Genomic DNA, 19,456 nt, shown 5'->3' on the forward strand with positions numbered 1-19,456 from the left:
CCCAAAAACCCAAGTGGGGGCTCAGAATAGGCTAAGCCTAAGACGTTGCCTCCGGCAGCCTTACCGGACACCCCAAAAGCTGGCCCAATTGCTCCGCCTCCGCCCTTGCCTTGCCATTGTCAGAACCGAAACTGAGATGCAACAAAGGCTCTCCCGATGCCAGCTCCACCTTCACCGAAAAATAACTATCGCCATCGGAATCTGTTGACCTCTCAACTACAACTTGCTGAACATCTCTGAAGGAATAAGTTTTCCGCCCCCTTACACCAAAGGGAGTGAGGTACTCCACCAGGATCTGGTTGAGGGAGCGGTCAAAGGTCAGCCGACGCCTCTTCTTAATTAAAGCGAGTATTAGCAATAGAACCACCACTCCTGCTGGAGCCAGAGCAACAGCCAAGAAATCCTCTAAGGCAAAACCATCGCTGGCCACCAAGAGCTGGCTCTCTGCACTCATCCGAAACGATTGGATCTTTGTTGCCAGTTGCCGAGCCCCGCTCTCGCTGGCGGCTGACCAAGCTTTTGTTTCTCCTGCAGGAGTTATGAGAGTGACGTAGTAATAGGTTGTCTCGTCTCCTTCGGAGTCTGTTCGAGTTTCAGTTTCGGTTCCGGCTCCCCTTACGTCATAATAAAACTCGATCTGTTTTGGTAAAGGCAGCAGTGGCTGGAAGACCACTTCACAGGTGACTGTATCCTGATCAAGCCGATGGCAAGTAAAACGGCGATCCCTCTCAGAAAGCCCAATAGTTAGGATAAGTGGGAACGAAAAAAGCAACATTACAAAGGCAATACCGACAGCCCCAGAAACTACAGGCTCTAGATAAACACGCTTGCCGGGAGTTTGCTCCACGCATCTCATAGAACTCAGCTCCGTTGACCCTTTTGTGGTTGCCCTCATTATTGCTTGTCAATGTAGCATCTGTCAGTGTTTGAGAATACGAAGCTGTTCGGATATCAGCAGAATCACTTATGTTAGCCTATTCAAATCCAATGGCAATGAAATGGTCTATCACATCGATCTCCAACTCACCTCTTCCAAAAAGGGAGCGACTGAGGAGTGTCTTAATCTGGTTTGAAATAACTACACTCTCAAAAGCTGTGAGGTGGCGTTGTTGCCACGCAGCGCTGACATAGCAGTAGGATGGACGCCAAACTAGCGGTGGTGTCTGGTAGGGGTTGTGGTGGAAGTCAGATCTAGGGCTGGGCTACGGCGAGCTGAGCCCAAAAAACCGGAGACAGAGCAGAAGGGCCGGCAACTTGCCCACCGATACAGAAGAGGTGCTTGGCCCCCTTCACTGCCAAGCTCCAGGCGGTGGAGAACAACGTTGGGTTGGCTCCTGGGGGAACGGATCCCGACAGCTCGCCAGCTCGACTTTCGCGCCGGCATGACCGGCTTGGCTTTAATCATTGCCCTATTCCTGACAGGAGCACGTCTGGTTTATTTGCAACATCAACAGGCGCCCCTGTTGCAGCAGCGAGCTGAGGCCCAGCAGCGGGCTCAGTTGAGACCCTTCATCCCTCGTCGCTCGATTGTGGATCGCCGCTCCCTTGCCCAGCAGCAGGCAGAATTGCTGGCCGTGGATCGCCCTGTCTATACCCTTTGGGCCCACCCTCGCCTCTTCGGCAAGCGTACCCCCCAGGAGATTGCCACTGCTCTGGCCCCTCTGCTGCGGCGGCCAGTTGAGCAATTGACTCAGCAGTTGTCGGCCACTCACGCGGTACGGCTGGAGCGCTGGCTGTCGCCGGAAGTGGCGGCTCAAATTCAGGCTTTGTACCTGGACGGCCTGGAACTGGTGAGCGAGCGGCAGCGGGTCTATCCCCAGAAGGAAATGGCCGCCGAAGTGGTGGGCTATGTGGATCTGGATCACCGCGGCCAAGCAGGGCTGGAGTACTCTCAACAGGTCTTGCTGGAGCGGACGGTTCAGCCTGTCACCCTTCCCCGCGATGGCTACGGCCAGTTGTTGGCGGCCGAAGTGCCGGAAGGACTGTTGCAATCCCAGGAGACGGTGCTGCAGCTCACCCTGGATATGCGCCTGCAAAGGGCTGCCCGCGCCGCCCTGAAAGCCCAACTGCAACGGTTTCGAGCGCTGCGGGGCACGGTGATCGTCCTCCAGCCCCACACGGGGGAGATCTTGGCTCTGGTGGCCGAACCTACCTACGACCCCAACCGCTACTTCGAGTATGACCCCGGCCTTTTTCGCAACTGGGCTGTAACGGATTTGTATGAGCCGGGATCCACCTTCAAGCCCATCAACATCGCCATTGGACTGGATGCCGGCGCCTTTAGAGCCGATGAACGGGTGTATGACGAAGGACGGATCCTGATCGGTCAGTGGCCCATCCAAAACTACGACTACCACCAGCGGGGGGCCCATGGCTGGATGAGCGTCACCGATATCCTGCGCCAGTCCAGCAACGTGGGCATGGTCCAGCTGATGCGCAAACTGGATCCCCGCCAGTACTACAATGCCTTGGTACGATTGGGATTGAATGAGCGCAGTGGTGTGGATCTGCCCTTCGAGCCGGCCAGCCGTTTGAAGCCGCTGCGGCAATTCGTAACCGTGCCGGTGGAGCGAGCCACCGTTGCGTTTGGCCAGGGGCTGGCCCTCACCCCCCTGCAGTTGGCCACTTTGCATTGCATCATCGCCAACGGCGGGCTGAAAGTGCAGCCCCATGTGGTGCGCGGTCTGGTGGAAAAGGATACAGACACCTTGGTTTGGGGATCCCCGCAACCCCAGCCGGTGCGGGTGCTGTCGGAGCAGGCCACCCTGGCGGTGCGCATCCAGATGCGGGACGTGGTGGATTTTGGCACCGGGCAATCGGCCAAGATCGAGGGGTATGAGATCGGCGGCAAAACAGGTACCGCCCAGAAAGCAGGGCCGCGGGGGGGCTATCTGCCCGGCAAACGCATCACCAGTTTTGTGGGCTACTTCCCGGCCCTTCGCCCCAATTACGTGATCCTGGCAGTGCTCGACGAGCCCCAGGGGGAAGATGCTTTCGGCTCGACGACGGCGGCTCCCGTGGTTCGCTCGGTCATTGAGGAGATCATCACCCTAGAAGGGATCCGCCCCAATTCTACCGAGCGTGGCTACAGCAACTGAAAGCGGGGGCTAGGATCTTCAAGTAAGTTTAACTAGAGCTTTAACTAAATAGCAATGGAACGGATCGTGGCGTCGATCCCTAACTCCCCTCTCCCTGAGGGAGAGGGGCCGGGGGTGAGGGCCTCAGGGAGAGGGGCCGGGAGTGGTCGCGTGAGCGCTTCAGGAGTGTCTGAAATAAACAGACGTTCAAGACTTGTCGCCCCTGGGATCCAGCTTAACCTCTGCACTTTTCCAGCTCAGCTTGGAGTTGAGGTAGAAGTTCCAGAATACAACAATGCCGATCGCAATTAGGTTGGCCAACAGATAATGAATGCCCAAGCGCTCGGTTAGCAAGATCACCAGTGAAGAGTTAAGAAACAAGCCGATCAAGCAGATGACATTAAACTTTACCAGCCGCTTCAGGCGATTCAAGAGACCCGGCTGCAATCGGGTAACATGGCGAAATGTCCACAGATCGTTCCACAGGAAGTTATTGAGAATGGCCACTTCCGAAGCGATCAGCTTACTCGTGATGAGATCCCATCCTAAGTTGTCCGGATCGTGTAACAAATAGAGCAAAACCATGTCCACCACAGTGCCTGACAGGCCGACTGTGCTGAAGCGCAAAAAGGATCCCACCTGTCCTAGCGAGAAGCGCAGGTGGATGAGATGGTGGAGATACTGAAGACAGGTTTGCAGTTGAATTTTGCTCTCGCCGTTTTGGCGCTCCTGAAAGATGTAGCCGACTTCAGCAATGGTTGTCACCCGGCCCCGTGCCAGCACCTCGATCAGCAGTTTGTAACCCTTGGGGCTGAGCGGGATCCCGGCAATAGCCTGGCGTCTGACGAGGAACAACCCGCTGAGAGGATCCGACACCCGCCTGAAAACCCCTGGCAGCAAAACCAGCCCGATTGCTTGAGCTCCCCGAGAGACGAGGCGCCGGCCCAGGTTCCAGTGGCTCACCCCCCCCGACTCCACGTAGCGGCTGCCCACCACCAAATCTGCCCCTCTCTGCATGAGCGGCCACAGTTTGAGGACGATCTCCGGCGGATGCTGCAGATCCCCATCCATCACCCCCAGCACCTCGCCGCGGGCAACTTGCCATCCCCGCAATACGGCTGTGGCCAAGCCCCGTTCCCCCTGGCGGCAGATAACTTTGAGTTGGGGAAACTCCTCTTGCAATTCCTGGGCCAACTTGGCGGTGTAATCTGGGCTGTTGTCATCCACCACGATCAGCTCATAGGCTCCGGGTAGAATCGCGTCGAGGTGGGCGCACAACTGGCGAATCAAGCTGCCAATGCTGGAAGCTTCGTTGTAGGTGGGAATGACCAACGAAAGTTGAACAGGGCTGGGGTGGGATAGAGATGGGATCTGAATGGGAACTCCAGAAGCTTTGGGATGGGTAGATGAAGCAGGAGCTACATGGGGCATAAAGACTCTGTCCCGCTGACGCGAACAGGAGGCCATCCAAAAAACAATGGCAGGGGATCCCAACTCTGGGCCGTCTTGACTTGATCCGCAATTAATCCCTTATCCTACCGATGGATCAGCTTCAGGACTAGACCTTTCTCTACCTACCCAGCGATTCGCAAGGGTGCGCTCGGCTGAGAGGAGCCGGTGGGCGGGGGCATCGACATCGGCATTTGTGCCTGGTCAGGCTCCGGCAGCGAGGGGGCAGGGGTGACGCTGGGATAGGGGATGCGCTCGTGGTTGGATTCCCGCCACACCTCTACAAAAGCGTCTGCCACCACCTCCAAATCCTCCAGCGTCAGGCCGCTATCGACCAGTTGGCCATCTTGCCAACGGGCCTGGGCAATTTTGCGGACAACAGCCTTGGCCCGCTCAACCACCTCAGGGCCAAAGCCGTCGCTCAGGGTCATGCTGCGCAGGGCCGCCTCACAAGCATCGGCAAGCATTACCACCCCTGTCTCCTTGCTCTGGGGGATGGGGCCATCGTAGCGGAACAGCTCCTCGGGCACCGGCTGATCCCCGGCTTTCATCTGGGCTTGATGGTAAAAGTAAGCAATCAGGATCGTCCCCTGGTGCTCAGGGATAAAAGCTTGGACAGCGGTGGGCAGATTGTATTGCTTGGCTAGGCGCAGCCCATCGCTGACGTGGGCCTTGATGATCTGGGCGCTGCGATAGGGATCGTCCAGTTGCGTATGAGGGTTGAGGCCGCCCATCTGGTTTTCGATGAAGTAGCGGGCCTGCAGCATTTTGCCGATGTCGTGGTAGAGGGTGCCGGTGCGCACCAGCTCCACGTTAAGGTTCAGCTTCTGGGCAGCTCGTTCCGCCAAGGTGGCTACAAACAGGGTGTGCTGGAAGGTGCCGGGGGCTTCTGCCGCCAGCCGTCGCAGCAGGGTGCGGTTGGGGTTGCTCAACTCGATGAGGCGAATGGGGGTGGCCAGGTCGAACAAGCGCTCCAGGTAGGGGCTGGCTCCCAGCGCCACAATGCTCCACCCCAGCGTGATCCCTCCCCCCAAGGCCATCGCCAATAGATCGATGCCGCCAGTTGTGGTCAAGCTAACAGCCGCATAGGTGAGCATCTGCACCGCCGCCGCCCCTCCTCCCAACAAGGCCAGCTCTTCCCGAGAGCGGGAGCGCCCGGCCAGGGCGCAGGCCACCACACTGCCGGAAAGCAAGGGTGCGAAGGTGAGCAGATTGGCAGAGGAGACCAACGGCAAAAGTAACGCCTGGCCCACCACCACCACCAGGCCCAGCCCTGCCCCGTAAAAACTGCCCAGCAACAGCCCCACCGCCGGCAAGGAGCTGAACTCCAGCTTGAACAAAGTTGCCACAAGCGGAGCAGTCAGGGAAACCATCAGGATCAACACCCGATCCCGGCGGCGCAATCCCGGCTGCAAGCGTTGCTGCAAGGGGACGAAAATGGCCAAGCCCAAGCCCATGACGCCAGCCACCCCCACCAGGCCCCAGACGTTGATCCCGCGCTGGGTAAAACCAAAGTGATCCAAAATGAGAAAAATCTCGGGGGTGATGATCTGATCTGCTCGCACAATCACCTGGTTTTCCGCAACCGAGATCAGGACGGGCTCAACTTTTTCCAGCTCGGCGCGAATGCGCTGCTCGGTGCGCTGGGGATCCACCTCCACGTTGGGAACAAGCACCTGCTGCAGCCACTGATAGACCAGCGCCTGTAGCTCCTGCCGCTGGGCGGCACTGCCTGGAAAGGCCAGCTCGTCCAGTTGGGCTTGGATCCCTTCAGCGCGCACCTCGCGGGGCAGGCCATCCACAATGCCTATCTTCTGCAGGCGCTCCAAGACCCGCCGGCTCAGGCCCTGGAGCTGCTGCCACTCAGTCTCTGTTAAGTTGAGAACCGTGGCCGGGACAGGGGGGGTGAGCTGCTCCAGAGCCGGCAGAGCCCCTTGGTAGCGCTGTTGGGCCGCTTCCACCTGGGCAATTAACTGGGTATAGGGATCCGTGGCCGCCGTCTGAGTGGCCGCCCCATCCAACCAGGCCCGCTGCCAAACCTCGACCAGCTCTTGCCGGGCCCGCTGCTCTGGAAAAAGCGGCTCCAGACGTCCAGCAACCTCTTCCGACAGAGATTGAGTGGCTGCACGGGTGCGGATGGCCTCTTGTCGGACACGAGCCTGAAAGGCTTTCCACTCTTCTGGGGAAAGCTGGCGCAGGTAGATCTGCGTTGGCAGAGATAGCAACTGGACAGAAACATAGGGCAGAGAACCTGCCTCTTGTCGGATGGCCTCCACCGCTGCCAGGAGAGCCTCCAGATTTTGCCGCATGCTCTCGTTGGCGGTGCTGTTGATTTTGAGGGCTTGCACCACCCGCCGTCGCGCCTCGGCCTGCCGGGCCTGGGTGGCCTCCACATCTTCGATCTCTGCCGCAGCAGGAGCGAGGAAGGTTTGCGGGGAGCGGCTGCCGACGGTCAGTTGCGGCTCGTTGTAGTAGCGGATCCCGTGAACAGCAGTGAGGGAGAGAAGCGCTAGGGCATAGCCGGCAACCCGCTCCGGCAGGGGGGGCCTGCTCTTGCGAGGAGAGGCTGCCTGGCGTCGCCGAGTCCAGTGTTCCACGATGGGGCTGAGCAGGTTTTTCATGCGATTTGCCTGGCAGCGTCTTTCTCTTTTCTATCCCCTTTTGCCCCCCTAGCCCAGGAGATAGCCTAGTCGCCAATGGTAATCTGCCCGATCATGCCCGCTTCGGCGTGGCCAGGAATGGTACAGGCCAAAGAATAAACTCCAGATTTCAGGGGAATAAACTGCCACTCCACTGACGCGCCTGGCTTCAGCTCCAGCTCTCGGATCTGGCCCTTGATTTCCACGCCGGCCACTTCCAACTTGCGAGTCCAAACGGCATCGGCAAAATCTTTGGCGCTAAAATAGTGCTTCAACTGGCTGGGGTTGCTCAAGTGCAAACGGTAGAGGTTGCCGTTGCGAAAAAAGAGCTCCTTGGGCACAAACACCAACTGGTTATCGGCAGTACCTAACTCGACAGCTTTGTCCTGGGGCGTTTGCCGCGACAGATCCCGCGCCCAGGCCGGATGCGGGATCCCGCCGATCGACATCCCCAGACAGAGGCTCAATATCAGGAGATAACGCAACCCACGCAACATAACCCCAACATGGAAACTCGGCCTGAAAACCCAAGATAGCAGCTCAAGCGGGAGTGAAGAGATCTGCGCCTTGGCAGAGCTGCACCGTCGGGACTGGCCCGCCCACTTCCAGTCGTTCCATCGCCACAGCGGCAACGTAGCCCTCGGCAACCCGCAGGGGCAGGGTCAGCCAGCAGGGATCCCCGGCCCCGGCCCTGGCTCCGGCCAGCCCCACGCCCATGGCTTTCAGGAGAGCTTCTTTCTGCGTCCACAGCTCCAGGAAAACCCTCTCCCGCTCTGCCGGTGGACAGGCCAACAGACGAGCCTGCTCGGCGGCGGAAAAATAGCGTCGGGCAATGCGTTGCCAGCGGGGCACGGGTCGGATCCGCTCCAAGTCCACGCCAATTCGACGCTGCAACGTCAAGCCAACCAGGATCCACTCGTGGGAGTGGCTGAGGTTGAACTGCAGCGGTAGGGGTGGATCCCGCCAATAGGGCTTGCCGGTGGAGCTGTGGTCGAGGGGGATCGCCCGGGGTGGAATGCCGCTGTAGCGGCTGAGCAAGCTGCGCAACCCAAGACGACCGGCCAGAAAGCGGCACCGATCCGCCGGCAGTTGTAAACGCTCTGCCCGCCGGCATTCCCCAGGAGAAAGCATGTCGAGCTGGGGAAGCAACTGCTCCAACGGGGGTACGCTCCACAGCCAAAGGTGCGCCTCCCACTTCCCCGGTAACGGCTGCAGGGATCCCGCCGGGGAAGCTGCTCTCTCGTTGCAGTTGGGTATGGACAGTCCTAGAGAATAAGGATGCGGTAACATGACCTTGAATTGGTGGGGTTGGCAACACCACCTAGACAGTACACCCCTTCCTGCAGGCGCTCGCGAGGCTCGGCCCGACCTGATGTCATCTTTCCACTATCCACCCCGCCCAGACCGTGTCCGCGCCGCTCGTCAGCAGGCCATTCGCCAGGAGATCCTCTGGCTGTTGTTGGGATTCACGGCTGTGTTGGCGGGCTCTGCCGGTGCCTTCTTGGCTGTGATGTTGCCCCGTCAGGTGATCCCCACTTCCCTCACTCCCGGCGAACAAGAAGCCTTCCGTCCGGATGCTTTGCGGGCTGCCGCTCTGGATCGCTCCTTGCACATTCTCATCCTCGGCACCGACAACCCGGATCCCACCCTGCCCTTGTCCACAGAACGGGAGCGTCTCAACACCCGCACCGACACCATCCTCTTGGCCCGTTTTGATCCACAGGCGCAGCGGATCACTGTCCTATCCATCCCTCGCGATACCCGCGTGCGCTTGCCTGGCTTTGGTGTAACCAAGATCAATGCGGCCAACTTGGCAGGGGGCCCGGCGCTGGTGGCCCAGGTGGTCAGCACCTTGCTGGGCGGGATCCCGATTGACCGCTATGTTCGCCTCAATACCGAGGCCCTGGAAGCTTTGATTGACGCAGTGGGGGGTGTGGAGGTCTATGTGCCGGAGCCCATGCACTATGTGGATCACACGCAGCAGTTGTTTATTAACCTAGAGCCTGGCTGGCACCGCCTCAATGGCGAACAAGCCCATCACTTTGCCCGCTTCCGCCGCGACCACCTGGGCTTGGGGGATATCGGTCGGGTACAACGGCAACAGGAGCTGCTGCGGGCCCTGAGCCGGGAACTGCTCTCCCCTGCCGTCTGGCCGCGCATCCCGAAGGTTTTGCAGGTCGTCCGCACCCACCTGGAGACCAACCTCACCTGGGAAGAGGTTCTGAGCTTGGCCAAGTTCGTCCTCACCTCTGGGGACGATCGCATCGACCTGGTGCTGTTGCCGGGCCGCTTCAGCCAGCCGGGAGAGTTTGCCACCAGCTACTGGCTGCCAGATTTGGCCGGGATCCGCCGCCTGGCCGTGACCCACTTTGGCCTGGAGGCGGAAGTAGCTCCCATCTCGCCGCACCGCCTGCGCATAGCTGTGCAAAATGCTACCGGAAAGCCGGGGATGGCCCGCCGCATGGTGCAAGAACTGGTTCGACAGGGCTATACCCAGGCTTTTGCCGTCGAAGACAGCCCCCAGGTGTTGCCGCAAACGGAGATCCTCGCCCAAAGCGGGGATCGGGAAGGAGCCAAGCAGGTTCGCGCTGCCCTTGGCCTGGGAGAGCTGCGGGTGGAATCCACCGGCGTTCTCAACTCCGACATCACCATTCGCGTTGGCCAAGATTGGGCCCACCAGCTTACCCTTGATATCGACCAGGCGCAGAGTCCGGCCAGAGGGGCTCAGCTCTAGAGCCGGTTCGGTTGCGGGTGCGGATTTCTGGAAAAAGTTCAGCTTGTCGGGGCCTTTGCTACCTCTGTAGATTGGCACTGAGCTTGTTGAAGTGCCGAGCCATCTATGACTGTGCTGGAACAGGGATCCATCACCATCCACACCGAGAACATTTTCCCCATCATCAAGCAGTCTCTCTATTCGGATCGGGAGATTTTTTTGCGGGAGCTGATCTCCAATGCTGCCGATGCCATTGCCAAGCTCAAGATGGCCAAACTGGCCGGCGAAGTGGCGGATCCCCCGGAGCCGGAGATCGTGATCGCGCTCAATAAAGAGGCCAAGACCCTCTCGGTCAGCGACACCGGCATCGGTATGACTGCCGAAGAGGTAAAAAAGTACATCAACCAGGTGGCCTTTTCCAGCGCTGAGGAGTTCCTTCAAAAGTACAAAGGCAAAGAGGCAGAACAGGCGATCATCGGCCACTTTGGTCTGGGATTCTATTCCTCTTTTATGGTGGCGCAGCGGGTGGAGATCGACACCCTTTCCTATCAGCCCGGCAGCACACCTGTGCAGTGGTCTTGCGACGGCAGCCCAACTTTTACCCTTTCCGATTCGCAGCGCTCCGCCATCGGCACCACCGTCACCCTTTACCTCAGCCCGGATAGCGAGGAGTATCTGGAGCCAAGCCGCATCCGCGAATTGGTGCGCAAATACTGCGACTTCATTCCCGTCCCTATTAAACTCAACGGAGAAGTCATCAATCGCCAGAAGCCCCTCTGGAAGATTCCTCCCTCTGAGCTCAAGGATGAGGATTACCTAGAGTTTTACCGCTACCTCTATCCCTTCCAAGAGGATCCCCACTTCTGGGTACACATCAACACGGATTATCCCTTCATCGTGCAAGGGATCCTCTACTTCCCCAAGTTGCGCCCGGATATCGATCCCACCAAGGGCCAGGTCAAGCTATTTTGCAACCAGGTTTTTGTCCAGGATAACTGCGAAGAAGTCATTCCCAAATTCCTCCTGCCTCTGCGCGGTGCCATCGACAGCCCAGATATTCCCCTCAACGTCTCCCGCAGCTTCCTGCAAAATGATCGCACCGTCAGGCGCATCGGGGATCACATCGCCAAAAAGGTGGCGGATCGCCTCAACGAGCTTTACAAAGAAGACTATGAAAAATATGTCAAGGTCTGGCCCGATATCAGCCTCTTCATGAAGTTTGGGGCGATGAACAACGACAAGTTCTTCGCCCAGATTAAAGACATTCTCATCTTCCGAGTGGCCGGATCCCCTGCCGATAAACCGGAGTACGTGACCCTCAAAGCATACCTGGAGCGCACGCGGGAAAAGCAAAACAAGCGGGTTTACTACGCCACCGACGAAGCAGCCCAGAGCGCCTACATCGACCTGCACCGCTCCCAGGGCCTGGAGGTCATCATGCTGGATAGCTGGATCGACAGCCATTTCAGCAGCTTCCTGGAGCGGGAGTATCGGGAAGAAGGGATCCAATTTAAGCGGGTGGATTCCGAGCTGGACGAGACGCTGCTCCAGAAAGACAAAGCTGCCGATCTCGTCGATCCGGTAACACAAAAAACCCGCAGCGAAAAGCTGGTGGATCTGTTCCGTCAGGCTTTGGGCAAAGAGAAGCTGCAGATCAAAGCCGAGGCCCTCAAGTCTGAGTCGGTTCCGGCCATGATCCTGCTGCCGGAGGCGCTGCGGCGCCTGCAGGAGCTCAATGCCATCCTGCAACAAAAGCCCATGGAGTTTCTGGAAGAACACACCCTGGTGCTCAACACCGCCCACCCCTTGATCCAAAACCTGCAGGCTCTGGCCGAGGAGGGGCGGGATCCAGAGCTGGTCAACCTCATCTGCAATCACATCTACGATCTGGCGCTGATTACCCAGAAAAGCTTTGACCCCGCAGCCGCACGGGCCTTTGTGCAGCGTTCCAACGAGGTGCTCACCCGTCTAACCCGCCGTCAGTAGGCGGCACTCTCCAAAGTTACCCCCGGCTGCAGCGCCTCTGCTCCACCGGGCAGAGAGGGACGGGAGGCCGCTCCATTGTTGCCGGCGCTGTTGCTCCCTTGCAACAGGGGAGCCACTTGGCGCATCAGGGTGGCCATCTCCAGGGCACTCATGGCGTATTCCCAGCCTTTGTTGTTCTTGATCCCGGCCCGCTCCAGCGCCTGCTGCAGAGTATCGGCGGTGAGGATCCCGAAAATGACTGGCACGCCGGTGCGAAAACTCGCTGCCGCGATCCCCTTGGCCACCTCTGCTGCCACATAGTCAAAGTGAGGGGTTTGGCCGCGAATCACCGCCCCCAAGCAGATGATGGCATCGTAACGGCGGGACTGGGCCAGTTGGTGGGCTACCACAGGCACCTCAAAGCTGCCCGGCACCCAGTAGTAGTCCACCTGCTTGCTCTCCGGGCCGACATCCACACCATGCCGCTTCAGCCCGTCCTGGCACCCCTCCAACAATTTGCCGGCAATCAAGTCGTTAAACCGACTGATAACAATCGCCAGACGCAGATCCGCCGTCTGAACAAAGTTGCCCTCGTAAACTGCCATCTACACTGCTCCAGACCTGAAAGACAAGCGGGTCGACCAACACGGCAAAACCGCGCTTTCCCATCCTAGTTCACTCCCCTACCTCAAGCTCCGTCAAAGGACGGGGGACAGGGGTTTGCCTTTCCCCGGGGAGATCTCGCCAAAACGCATAGATCAGGGCTTATGATTTAGTAGTGAACCTTTAGTTTTTCCTAATTGTCCATGAAGGCCATTACCTTGCACCAACTGCAAATCTTCGAGGTTGCCGCTCGTCACCTGAGCTTTACCCGGGCTGCCGAAGAGCTTTACCTGACCCAGCCCACGATTTCCATGCAGATCAAGCAATTGAGCAAAGCCGTGGGGTTGCCGCTGTTTGAGCAGGTGGGCAAGCGGCTGTATCTCACCGAAGCGGGGCAAGCTTTACACCAAACCTGCGACAAAATTTTCGAACAATTGAATCAATTCGAGATGACCCTTGCCGACCTGAAGGGGTTAAAACAGGGACGGCTGAGCATTGGGGTGGTCACCACCGCCAAATACTTTATTCCTCGTCTTCTGGGGCCATTCTGTCAGCAGTATCCCGGTATCGACGTCGCCCTTAAAGTGATCAACCGCCAGCAGGTTTTGGAGCGGCTCGGCCACAACATGGACGATCTCTACGTGATGGGGATGCCGCCGGAAGATTTGGATGTGGTGGCGCAACCTTTTCTGGAAAACTCTTTGGTGGTTATGGCCCCCATTCATCATCCATTGGTGGGCCAAAAGCGGATCCCTCTGGCGCGCATTGCCCAAGAACCCTTCTTGGCCCGCGAACCCGGATCTGGAACGCGCATGGCGGTGGAGCGGCTTTTTGACAAACACAACTTGAAGTTAAATATTCGCATGGAGATAGGCAGCAGCGAAGCCATTCGCCAAGGCATTGTTGGTGGACTGGGCATTTCGGTTTTGTCTCAGCATGTGTTGGCTTTGGGGGGATGGCAACATCATCTGGCTATTTTAGATGTGGAAGAGTTCCCCATTCGGGGGTTTTGGTATTTGGTCTATTTGCGCTCCAAGCGCCTTTCGGTGGTGGCCAAAGCTTTTGCCGACTTTCTGCTTTCACAAGTTTCTCAAATGGATTTGGACTTTGTGGCTAAAGATCAGCACAAACCCAATTCCAATCCCAGTCTGGATCCGCTTTCTGGCAAAGAGGCCGAACCATAGCCGAAACCTCTTGTTGCAACTCCGGAACGCCTTCAAGGTCACGGGTAAAAAATACTCGCAAAAAGGCCAGGTAAGCCCGCGCCCACTGGTCCTCGGGATCCAGCTCGACAATTTGTTGAAAATGCCGCTGGGCTGCTTGTGGCTGCAGCAGCACTGCCAACATGAGGCCCAGTTGGTAGTGGCTTTGGATTTGCCGGTTCACTCGACCCTGGGCAGCGGCCTGTTGCCATTGCCCCTCTAGCAATTGGCGTGTCAGGGTGCGATCGGGATCCGTCAGAAAAGTCGGGTATTGCAGGGTTGTCCAGGCATTGAGGTAAAGGGAGAGAGTTTGCAGATCCCCAGCAGCAGCAGCTCTGGCCGCCTCTTGGAGAGGAAACAAGGGATCCATCAAAAAAAGGGATCCCTCCTTTTGGAAGCTGAACAGGAATCCTCTCCAGGGCTGGTGGAGGGCATGGCGGATCCCATTGGGCAACTGCCAATCCAGATGTAGAAAGCCCTCCTTGGGGAAGTCGGCTGTGGGCAGCGTCAGGATCTCTTCCACCAGCCAGACACCCGTTGAGCTGAGCTGCAGGCGGTTCTGCCCCACCACCCAGGCGCGCTCGGCCAACACCTGCCCTTGGGAATCTTCCAGCCACGCCCAGGCCAGGGTTTGGGCCAACTCCTGAGCCGGGCCTTGCCAGCGCAGCCGCCAGGCCGGGATCCCCAGCTCCGACAGCGCCTCAACCTCCACCAACTCCACCTCCCCAGCTTCAAGAGGCGACTCCTGCACCGTCACCCGTGGCCGGCGGGGAAAATAAGTCTGCAGCCGACCCACGCTGGGCAACTCTACCCCAGGTTCTTGTCGCCAGTCCGGGCTGCTGCGCAGGTGCTGCCGGATCTGCTCCTTGGCCGGGCCGTAGGGGCCGACAATTCCCTGTTCCCCCGCAGCATCTACAAACCCGTCCAGCAAGGATAGCTCCAGTTCCGGCCAGGGGGTTTGCCCGGCAGCGCGGAACGTGACCGGCCAGCGCTGGAGAGCCGCCAAGTAAGTCAGCGTTTCCGAAGAAATGAGCTCGGTGTTGGGAAGAACGCCCAAGGTGGTGGTTAAACCCGGCTGGAGCAACGTCTCAATCCACTGGGTCAGCTCCTGGGCGGGGCGCTGCCCCTGCCACTGCATCGGGATCCCCCTCCAGAGAGGGGCCACGCCTGGGGTGAGGGGCCGACCCAAGCTGGCCAAGGCCAAGCAGCCCAGAACCAGCCCCGCGCAGGCTCCCCTTTGCAAAGCCCACCCGCCCCAGCCCTCCCCCAGCCACCGATAAGCTTTTTGCATCCCACCTGCCGACAACACCGCCAAAAGGGGCAACAGGGGTAGGGTAAAGCGCACATCTTTAATATCCACCACGGTGTAGAGAAGATAGCCCGAACTGTAGGTGGCCCACAGGACTGCCTCTCGCCGGTCCAGGGATCCCAGCAGCGTCAGCAGCGGCAAGGGGCACAAAAAAGGGCTCATCTGCAGGGGCAACCAGCGCAAGTAGGCAGTCCACCAACACAGGGATCCAGCCCCACAGGTGACGTAGTAGTGGGCAGTACTGGCATAGCCCCACCCATTGCTGAGCACAAACAGCCAGTTGGCTCCGTACCAAGGCCAACACAGCAGCAGCGTCACAGCCAGGCCCAACCCCATCTGGGCCACAGGGATCCCTTTTTGCCACCCCACCGCTTTTCTGCTGCGCCAGAAAGCCTGACCTGCAGCCCCCACCAGAGGCAGCAGCAAAAACAGCACCCCTGTCCACTTGGTCAGCAGCACCGCCGCCACCCCCGCCCCCACCCCCGTCGCCCCCCGCCAGGACGGCTCCTCCGCATAGGCCCACAGCGCGCAAAAAGCCAGCGTCACCGCCACCACCAGCGGCAGCTCCAGCATGTAAACATGAGCCAAAGCCGTGATCCCCGGATAAAGGAGTACCAGCGCCGCCGCCAGCCAGCCCACTTCCCAAGAGCGATAGACCCGCCGCCCCAGCCGCTGGGTTGCCAGGATCAGAACCCCCAGCAACACCCAATTGAGCAATTGCCCGTCAGCACGGCCGAACGGATGCAGAGCTGCCAACGGGATCCCCAGCCAGTAGGCCAAAGGCGGGTAGCGCTGGTTAAGGTGGAGCAACTGCTGCCACCAGATCTTTTCCCAGCGAAACCGCCCCAGGTGAAGCCCAAACGCCTGCGCCTGCAGCAGATGCTGCGCCTCATCCCAGGCCGGCGGCAAGGGATCCGTCCAATTCCAAATCACCAGCAGCAGCAGCGCCGCCATCCCCAGCCCGGCCCAGGCCTTGAAAAAAGGGATCCCCAACCGCCCTCTTTCCCCCGCTAGCCGGCTGGATGCCCTCTCCATCGCCACCTCACCTTAGCCCTGCTCCCCAACGCTACACTCAACTTGGGCTGCCCTCAGAGATCTAGAGACATCTTGGCCCCGCGATCGACAAAATTACCCCGCCTTCCCATGACCGCTTCACTCGCTGGCCCCACAGGCGTCTGGATCCTCCCCGATCAACTCCATCCCCAACAATCCGCCCTCGCCTCCCTCTCCGCCCTACCCCCTCGCTGCGTTCCCATCATCCTCATCGAATCCCACACCTGGGCCAGCTCCCGCAACCACCATCAGCAGAAATTGGTGCTGGTGTGGTCGGCCATGCGCCACTTTGCCCAAGAACTGCAACAGCGGGGCTACCCGGTCACCTATGTGGAAGCCGACGGCTATGCCGAGCCCCTGCAAACCTGGGCCAAGCAACAGCAACTGCGGCAAATCCGCCTCATGCAGCCCGCCGATATTCCCGTCCGGGATGAGGTAGAAAAGCTGCGGTCTGCCCTCCCCTGCCCCCTCCTGATCCTGGAAAACAACCACTTCCTCTGGACAGCTCGCCAATTTATCGACTGGGCCACAGGCCGCAAGCGCCTGCTCCTGGAAGACTTTTACCGCGAAGGGCGCAAACGCTTCCGCATCTTCATGGACGGCTCCCAGCCCCTCGGCGGGCGCTGGAACTACGACCGGGAAAACCGGCAGCCTCCCCAGCCTGGCCGGCGCTACCCGCCGCCTCTGACGTTTCCTCCCGACGCCATCACCCAGGCCGTGATCACAAAAGTCAAGCACCATTACGGCCATCACTTCGGATCTTTAGAGGGATTTGGCTGGGCTGTCACCCGTGCCCAAGCCCTGCAAGTGCTCGAAGACTTTATCCGGCACCGCCTGCCCCACTTCGGCCCCTGGCAAGACGCCATGCAAACCGGCGAGGACTTCCTCTACCACTCCCTGCTGTCCCCTTACCTCAACTTGGGCCTGCTCACCCCCCATGAAGTCATCGCCGCCGCCGCACAGGCCTACCATCGCGGCGGGATCCCTCTCCCTTCGGCGGAAGGCTTCATCCGCCAGATCCTGGGCTGGCGGGAATACCTGCGCGGCTTCTACGAATACCAAATGCCCCAGGGCTATGCCCAGAAGAACTTCTTTGGCCACTACCGCCCCCTGCCGGACTTTTTTTGGACGGGCGAAACCGACATGGCCTGTCTGCGGCACACCCTAGGGCAAATTCGCCGCCATGGCTATGCCCACCACATCCAGCGACTGATGGTTCTCAGCAACTTTGCCCTCATCAGCGGTATCCAACCCCAAGCGGTGGAAGCGTGGTTTCACGACGTGTTCATCGACAGCTATGACTGGGTGATGCAGCCCAACGTCATCGGCATGGGCCTTTTCGCCGACGGGGGCATGCTCTCCACCAAACCCTACGCGGCCTCCGCCCAGTACATCCGCAAAATGAGTGACTACTGCCGCCATTGCCGCTACAATCCCAGCGAAAAGATGGGCGAACGGGCCTGTCCCTTTAACACGTTTTACTGGGACTTCCTGTTGCGTCAGCACTCCCTCCTATCTCCTTTGGGCAGGATGAAATGGGTACTGGCCCATCTGGATCGCATGGAACCAGAGCTAAAAGCCCAAATCCAGGCGCAAGCCGCCGCCTGGTGGGATCCCTGGCCATCTATGCCCAACGAACAGAGTTCATCTCAGCTGCAATCTGTCTGAGTCTAAATGGGTATCCGAAGGTATCCGGTAAAATTGAGGCACCCCCTCTCCACCTGTCGCTTTGTCGAGGATCACCAGCCATGAAATGTCCCCGCTGCAGCAAACAAGAAATCCGGGTTTTGGAATCTCGTTCGGCAGAAGGCGGCCAGAGTGTGCGGCGGCGGCGAGAATGCATGTCCTGCGGCTACCGCTTCACCACCTACGAACGCATCGAGTTCATGCCCATCATGGTCATCAAACGGGATGGATCCCGCGAAAGCTTCAATCGCAACAAGATCCTGCAGGGGGTGATGCGCGCCTGCCAAAAAACCCCCGTCACCGTCAGACAGATGGAAGAGCTGGTCAACGAGATCGAAGAAAAACTGCAATTGGAAGATGCCCAAGAGGTAACCACTCTGCGCATCGGCGAGATGGTGCTGGAGCGCCTGCAACACCTGAGCGAGGTGGCCTATGTACGCTTTGCCTCCGTCTACCGCCAGTTTCAGGGTATAAAAGACTTCGTCAACGAGCTGGAACAGTTGGAGCCCCCTCTTCGACAGAAGCTGGAGCGGCTGCTGCGGGACTCTTCCGCCTCAGATTCCGAATCCCCAAGTTCCCCAGACTTGGTGGGGGGATATTCTTGACAGACTTCCCGTAGCCAAAGCCAGAGACTTCGCGGCGCTTCTCGGTAACTCAGGAACGATAGCCGCCAACAAGCCCAGGCGATCCCCTGGGTCAGCGAGAAAAGGGCGCTTATGGGTGAGAAAAATTGCTGTAAGAGGTCGCCCATTGCAAAGGCTTAGCGGTATGCTTGGGGTAGCAATCGCTGCTCACACTAACCCTAGCGCTGCACATCCTCAGACTATCGATGTTCAGCACTACCCCTAAAGAGCCCCCGTGTGTCTCAGCCCTCTGTCTTTTCAAGTCAATCCCAACTTATGCAATACGATTTTCGGGGTTCTACCCCCTCTGGCACTCGCAACGGCAACCTCGGTGGTTTGCCTCGCAGCGGCTTTCGCTCCCCTGCCCCAAGAGAGACGGGGCCAGGAGTCGTACCGATGCAAGCATATCAACAAGTGGCCGAAGAGTTGGAGGCCGCCCGTCAGCAGGTGAGTCGGCTCTCCTCCGAAAACCAGCGCCTGCGCGCTTTGCATCAGCAGTTGTCTGGAGAGATTGCCGCCATCGGCCAAGAGTTCCAGGGGCAGTTGGGCCAGGCCCTGAAGCGCCTACAGCAAATCAGCCTACAGCTTGCTGATGCCACTGGGGTTTCTGGAGCATCTTTCCAGCAGGACAGTTCGATTGCCGATCCCAGCCAACCGGAAACTCCCCCCAGCTACGATTTTTTGAATCGCCTCAAGCGCCGCCAGGCCCGCAGCGAGACCTCCTCCTTCTCGTCCAATAGCTTTGCCTCGCCCCCCTTGGACTCTCTCCGCCGCTCTCCACCTTCCACCTGCCTGCGCCAAGATAACCCCCGCACCGGGTACCAGGTTCCTTCCCTGGACGAGTTGATGCAAGATCCAGTCGGCTCAGATCCCTATCTCGGCGAGGCAGACTCCTTTTCCCATCCCAGCGGCATCTACCAGCGGGTACGGGAGCAACATCACGGATCCCAGGGATCTCCCGTGCTTTGGATGGCCGCCGCAGTCCTTTTGGTGGTTGGTTCTTTCGGACTGGGATTTCTGGCTGTACAGCCCTTCTTGCGCAACAACCCGCCACCTGTGCAGGCGCCCTAAAGTTATGGAAGGACTAGCCCCCCCTTGGGTGGTGGGGGGGCAGAGGTGAGCCTGGCACCGAGCTAG

The 19,456-nt window shown here is 59.1% G+C and carries 14 protein-coding genes; 7 read left to right on the forward strand and 7 right to left on the reverse strand.

Going from position 1 to position 19,456, the window contains the following annotated elements; all coding sequences use genetic code 11:
- Positions 1-37: 37 nt before the first annotated feature.
- The gene (locus NW826_RS07480; RefSeq protein WP_414509799.1) at positions 38-847 is read right to left on the reverse strand and encodes a hypothetical protein; all 810 of its coding nucleotides are present in this window, start codon (positions 845-847) and stop codon (positions 38-40) included.
- 475 nt (positions 848-1,322) lie between these two features.
- Between NW826_RS07480 and NW826_RS07485 the strand changes: the two genes are divergently transcribed.
- Positions 1,323-3,098 (forward strand): peptidoglycan D,D-transpeptidase FtsI family protein, encoded by a 1,776-nt coding sequence (locus NW826_RS07485; protein ID WP_414509800.1) that lies wholly within the window; start codon positions 1,323-1,325, stop codon positions 3,096-3,098.
- A gap of 186 nt (positions 3,099-3,284) precedes the next feature.
- Here NW826_RS07485 and NW826_RS07490 read toward each other — a convergent pair whose 3' ends face one another.
- The 4 genes from NW826_RS07490 to NW826_RS07505 form a co-directional block, all read right to left on the reverse strand.
- Positions 3,285-4,508, reverse strand: coding sequence for a glycosyltransferase (locus NW826_RS07490; protein WP_414509801.1), 1,224 nt, complete (start codon positions 4,506-4,508; stop codon positions 3,285-3,287).
- A gap of 143 nt (positions 4,509-4,651) precedes the next feature.
- On the reverse strand, positions 4,652-7,147 hold the full coding sequence (locus NW826_RS07495) for an HD family phosphohydrolase (protein WP_414509802.1): 2,496 nt from the start codon (positions 7,145-7,147) through the stop codon (positions 4,652-4,654).
- A 65-nt stretch (positions 7,148-7,212) separates the two neighbouring features.
- Entirely contained in the window at positions 7,213-7,614 is a 402-nt protein-coding gene (locus NW826_RS07500; protein ID WP_414509803.1) for a plastocyanin/azurin family copper-binding protein, read from the reverse strand.
- Positions 7,615-7,705: 91 nt separating this feature from the next.
- Positions 7,706-8,323, reverse strand: a complete 618-nt coding sequence (locus NW826_RS07505; RefSeq protein ID WP_414334937.1) for a 4'-phosphopantetheinyl transferase family protein — start codon at positions 8,321-8,323, stop codon at positions 7,706-7,708.
- Between the two features lie 130 nt (positions 8,324-8,453).
- Here NW826_RS07505 and NW826_RS07510 point away from each other — a divergent pair, with 130 nt between their 5' ends.
- On the forward strand, positions 8,454-9,899 hold the full coding sequence (locus tag NW826_RS07510; RefSeq protein ID WP_414509804.1) for an LCP family protein: 1,446 nt from the start codon (positions 8,454-8,456) through the stop codon (positions 9,897-9,899).
- Between the two features lie 105 nt (positions 9,900-10,004).
- Positions 10,005-11,864 carry a molecular chaperone HtpG gene (htpG, locus tag NW826_RS07515; RefSeq protein ID WP_414509805.1) on the forward strand — a complete coding sequence of 620 codons (1,860 nt, stop codon included), beginning with the start codon at positions 10,005-10,007 and terminating at the stop codon, positions 11,862-11,864.
- On the opposite strand, the gene ribH is transcribed toward htpG, so the two are convergent.
- On the reverse strand, positions 11,858-12,448 hold the full coding sequence (gene ribH, locus NW826_RS07520; RefSeq protein WP_414334940.1) for a 6,7-dimethyl-8-ribityllumazine synthase: 591 nt from the start codon (positions 12,446-12,448) through the stop codon (positions 11,858-11,860). The two genes, htpG and ribH, sit on opposite strands and share 7 nt — an antisense overlap.
- Positions 12,449-12,649: 201 nt before the next feature.
- Between ribH and NW826_RS07525 the strand changes: the two genes are divergently transcribed.
- Positions 12,650-13,630: a LysR substrate-binding domain-containing protein gene (locus NW826_RS07525; RefSeq protein ID WP_414334941.1), complete on the forward strand. Its 981-nt coding sequence runs from the start codon at positions 12,650-12,652 to the stop codon at positions 13,628-13,630.
- Here NW826_RS07525 and NW826_RS07530 read toward each other — a convergent pair.
- On the reverse strand, positions 13,560-15,992 hold the full coding sequence (locus tag NW826_RS07530; RefSeq protein WP_414509806.1) for a phospholipid carrier-dependent glycosyltransferase: 2,433 nt from the start codon (positions 15,990-15,992) through the stop codon (positions 13,560-13,562). The genes NW826_RS07525 and NW826_RS07530 overlap by 71 nt on opposite strands.
- Positions 15,993-16,100: 108 nt before the next feature.
- Here NW826_RS07530 and NW826_RS07535 point away from each other — a divergent pair, with 108 nt between their 5' ends.
- The 3 genes from NW826_RS07535 to NW826_RS07545 all read left to right on the forward strand — a co-directional run bounded on the left by NW826_RS07535 (position 16,101) and on the right by NW826_RS07545 (position 19,390).
- Positions 16,101-17,678 (forward strand): cryptochrome/photolyase family protein, encoded by a 1,578-nt coding sequence (locus NW826_RS07535; protein ID WP_414509807.1) that lies wholly within the window; start codon positions 16,101-16,103, stop codon positions 17,676-17,678.
- Positions 17,679-17,758: 80 nt separating this feature from the next.
- Positions 17,759-18,301, forward strand: coding sequence for a transcriptional regulator NrdR (nrdR, locus tag NW826_RS07540; protein WP_414334944.1), 543 nt, complete (start codon positions 17,759-17,761; stop codon positions 18,299-18,301).
- A gap of 414 nt (positions 18,302-18,715) precedes the next feature.
- On the forward strand, positions 18,716-19,390 hold the full coding sequence (locus NW826_RS07545) for a hypothetical protein (protein WP_414509808.1): 675 nt from the start codon (positions 18,716-18,718) through the stop codon (positions 19,388-19,390).
- Positions 19,391-19,456: the final 66 nt, after the last annotated feature.

Origin of the sequence: Synechococcus sp. OH20, assembly GCF_047502685.1 — a bacterium.
Taxonomy (GTDB): domain Bacteria; phylum Cyanobacteriota; class Cyanobacteriia; order Thermostichales; family Thermostichaceae; genus Thermostichus.

Bases quoted from the DNA above. Each gene is read 5' to 3' on its own strand.
- NW826_RS07490 (WP_414509801.1), bottom strand. From the start codon at position 4,508: ATGCCCCATGTAGCTCCTGCTTCATCTACCCATCCCAAAGCTTCTGGA.
- NW826_RS07495 (WP_414509802.1), bottom strand. From the start codon at position 7,147: ATGAAAAACCTGCTCAGCCCCATCGTGGAACACTGGACTCGGCGACGC.
- NW826_RS07500 (WP_414509803.1), bottom strand. From the start codon at position 7,614: ATGTCGATCGGCGGGATCCCGCATCCGGCCTGGGCGCGGGATCTGTCG.
- NW826_RS07510 (WP_414509804.1), top strand. From the start codon at position 8,454: ATGACCTTGAATTGGTGGGGTTGGCAACACCACCTAGACAGTACACCC.
- htpG (WP_414509805.1), top strand. From the start codon at position 10,005: ATGACTGTGCTGGAACAGGGATCCATCACCATCCACACCGAGAACATT.
- ribH (WP_414334940.1), bottom strand. From the start codon at position 12,448: ATGGCAGTTTACGAGGGCAACTTTGTTCAGACGGCGGATCTGCGTCTG.
- NW826_RS07525 (WP_414334941.1), top strand. From the start codon at position 12,650: ATGAAGGCCATTACCTTGCACCAACTGCAAATCTTCGAGGTTGCCGCT.
- NW826_RS07530 (WP_414509806.1), bottom strand. From the start codon at position 15,992: ATGGAGAGGGCATCCAGCCGGCTAGCGGGGGAAAGAGGGCGGTTGGGG.
- NW826_RS07535 (WP_414509807.1), top strand. From the start codon at position 16,101: ATGACCGCTTCACTCGCTGGCCCCACAGGCGTCTGGATCCTCCCCGAT.
- nrdR (WP_414334944.1), top strand. From the start codon at position 17,759: ATGAAATGTCCCCGCTGCAGCAAACAAGAAATCCGGGTTTTGGAATCT.
- NW826_RS07545 (WP_414509808.1), top strand. From the start codon at position 18,716: ATGCAAGCATATCAACAAGTGGCCGAAGAGTTGGAGGCCGCCCGTCAG.